Raw genomic sequence first — 3047 nt, 5'->3', positions numbered from 1 at the left:
CTGCTGCTCCCAAGCTCAGTACGGCAGCGCTCGTGGCGCCTCTTCCCCGCCGTCGAGCATACGTCTCCGCTCCGACACCCACTGCTCCGTCCGGGCCCCGGCCGTTAGCGTGTCCGGCATGGAGATCCTCGCGTACGGAGTACAGGCCGACGAGCGGCCGCTGCTGGAGCAGGCCTTCGCCGGCCGGCACGGGCTGCGCTGCCTGGACGTGTTCCTCAACCGCGACACCGCCCCACTCGCCGTCGGCCACCCCGCCGTCAGCAGCAGCGTCAACGACGTCCTGGACGCCGGTACCCTCGCCGTCCTCGCCGCCGGCGGCACGAAGCTGATCGCCCAGCGCTCCACCGGCTTCAACAACATCGACCTCGACGCCGCCGCCGAACTCGGCCTCACCGTCGCCCGGGTCTCCCACTACAGCCCGTACTCCGTCGCCGAACACGCCTGGGCCCTCGCGCTCGCCGTCAACCGCCGCCTCACCCGGGCCGCCAACCGCTCCCGCGAGTTCGACTTCCGCCTCGACGGCCTGCTCGGCCGGGACATCCACGGCATGACCGTCGGCGTCATCGGCACCGGCAAGATCGGCGAGTGCTTCGCCCGCATCGCCGCCGGCTTCGGCACCGAACTCCTCGGCTGGGACATCGCCCCCAACCCCGCCTGTCTCGACCTCGGCATGCACTACACCGAACTGCCCGAACTCCTCACCCGCGCCGACCTGGTGAGCCTCCACGTACCCCTGCTCCCGGCCACCCACCACCTGATCGACGGCGCCGCCCTCGCCCGGATGAAGGACGACGCCATCCTCGTCAACTCCAGCCGCGGCGGCCTGGTCGACAGCGCCGCCCTGGTCGAGACGCTGCGCGCCGGACGCCTCTCCGGCGTCGGCCTCGACGTCTACGAGGAGGAGACCGGCGTCTTCTTCACCGACCGCTCCATCGAGGGCATCACCGACGACATCCTCGCCCGCCTCGTCACCTTCCCCCAGGTCCTGGTCACCAGCCACCAGGCCTACTTCACCCGCACCGCCGTCGGCCAGATCATCGACGCCACCGCCCGCAACATCGACGACCACGCCGCCGGCCGCACCAACGAGAACACCCTCGTCCCCAGGAAGTAGCCCACAGGAATCCTGAACGCGAGCTCCTCGGTCCGCAGTCGTACGCTCGTGCCGGCCGCGGGTGGTGACCCGTGTCACGGGAACCGGTGTCGCCGCTCGGACAAGGCATGACGTGAACCATCCGCACTCCCGGCTCCGGGCCGGGAACCCCGAAGCGTTCCGCGACCTCTTCCGGGACCACGCCTCGTTGGTGTACCGCCACGCCGTGCGCGTGACCGGAGACTGGGCACTCGCCGAGGACGTGGTCTCGCTGACCTTCCTCGAAGCCTGGCGCCTGCGCGGGAAACTCCGCGACGAGGGCGACAGTCCACGCCCCTGGCTCATGGGCATCGCCGTCAACGTGCTGCGCAACACGACGCGCGCCGCCCGCCGCCACGGCGCGGCCATGGCCCGCATGCCCGCGGCCGATCCGGTCCCCGACTTCGCCGACGAACTCGTCGGCCGCATGGCCGACTCCGAGCAACTCGCGGCCGCCCACAAGGCCTTGGGGCGCCTGCGGCGCTCCGAACGCGAGGTCTTCGCCCTCTGCGTCTGGTCCGGGCTCGGCTACGCGGAAGCGGCAGCCACCCTCGGCATACCCGTCGGCACCGTACGCTCGCGCCTCTCCCGCGCCCGCACCCGACTGCGCAAACTCGCGGCCGAGGAACTGCGCGCCACGAAGAAGAACACGGAACCGCTCCCGATCCCCGGACAAGTACAGGACAGCCGCAGCACTGCGGCCCGGCCGCACCAGGAGACGCACCGATGATCCGCAACTCGCGGCGGCGCACCGAACCGCTCGACCACGCGGAACTGGCCCGTCTGCTGCCGGCGCCGGCCGATCCCCAACTGGCGGCCAGCCGCCAGGACCTGCTCGAGGAGCACCTGATGAGCGAGATCCACCGGCCCGACCACGCCCCCGCGGCGTCCCCGGGGCGGCGCCCGCTGCGCCGCACCGTCCTCTTCGCGGCGCCTGTCGCCGCGGCCGCGGCCCTGGCCCTGGTCGTCTCCCTGAGCAACTCGGCCGGCACCGTCGCCTCCCCGCAACCGGTCAAGGCACCCGTCGTGCAGATCGAGGAGGGGAGCACCGTCCAGCTCGCCTCGACGGTCCACGCGATCGCCGCCGCCGCGACGGCGCGCACCACGCCCCAGCCCGGACCGGGCCAGTACATCTACATCAAGAGCCAGGTCTCCTTCATGGCCACCCGTCACAACGCGGACACCGGGGAGTCCGTCACCTGGGTCCAGCCGCTGCACGACCGCGAGGTGTGGAAGTCCCCCGACGGCACCAAGGGCTGGCTGGACGAGCCGGGCTACCAGGACAAGGGCGGCATCACGCTGGACAACGACGAGCCCCGCAAGCAGCTGTCCTACACGTGGCTGGCGGCCCAACCCGCCGACCCCGACGCGTTCCTGAAGTCCGTCTACTCGACGGTGAGCGGCACCCGGGACCACGACCAGCAGGCGTTCAACGAGATCGGCTCCATCATCCGCGAGCAGCTCGTCCCCTCCGGCCTCGCCGCCTCGCTCTACGAGGCCGCCGGCAAGATCCCGGGCGTCGTCGTGGTCGAGCACGCGCAGGACGCCTCCGGCCGCGACGGCATCGCGTTGGCGCGACTCGACCCCCAGACCGGCGAGCGATCGGAGTGGATCTTCGACCGGGACAGCCACCAGTACCTCGGCAGCCGTGGCGTGCAGGTCCGGGAGGTCAACGGCATCAAGCCCGGCACCGTCGTGGAGCGCACGACCATCCTCACCCGGGCCGTCGTCGACGCGAAGAACCAGCGTCCCGGCGCCGGGCAGGCCACGGCCTGACGGTTCCGCACCGGGCGGGGTGGCCTTCCGGGCGCGCCGGCCGACAGGCGAGATCGGCCCGGTCCGGGCTGAACCTGTCCTTCCCCCGGAAGATCGGTTCGTTCACGCGGCGCACGCTACGCCCTCGTCGGCCCGACCC

3 protein-coding genes are annotated in these 3047 nt (G+C 71.9%); all 3 read left to right on the top strand.

The genetic code is table 11. The features are described from left to right. Positions 1–118 precede the first annotated feature (118 nt). The gene (locus ACIQOV_RS34995) at positions 119–1114 is read left to right on the top strand and encodes a 2-hydroxyacid dehydrogenase (protein ID WP_401054883.1); all 996 of its coding nucleotides are present in this window, start codon (positions 119–121) and stop codon (positions 1112–1114) included. 112 nt (positions 1115–1226) lie between these two features. After that, on the top strand, positions 1227–1862 hold the full coding sequence (locus ACIQOV_RS34990) for an RNA polymerase sigma factor (RefSeq protein WP_401054882.1): 636 nt from the start codon (positions 1227–1229) through the stop codon (positions 1860–1862). After that, entirely contained in the window at positions 1859–2908 is a 1050-nt protein-coding gene (locus tag ACIQOV_RS34985) for a CU044_5270 family protein (RefSeq protein WP_401054881.1), read from the top strand. Before ACIQOV_RS34990 ends, ACIQOV_RS34985 begins: the two co-directional genes overlap by 4 nt. Positions 2909–3047 lie beyond the last annotated feature (139 nt).

This window comes from Kitasatospora sp. NPDC091257 (assembly GCF_044757675.1).
Taxonomy (GTDB): Bacteria; Actinomycetota; Actinomycetes; order Streptomycetales; family Streptomycetaceae; genus Kitasatospora; species Kitasatospora lactacystinica.
Note: the sequence above shows the minus strand (reverse complement) of the source record. Positions and strands in the feature narration are given on the sequence as shown.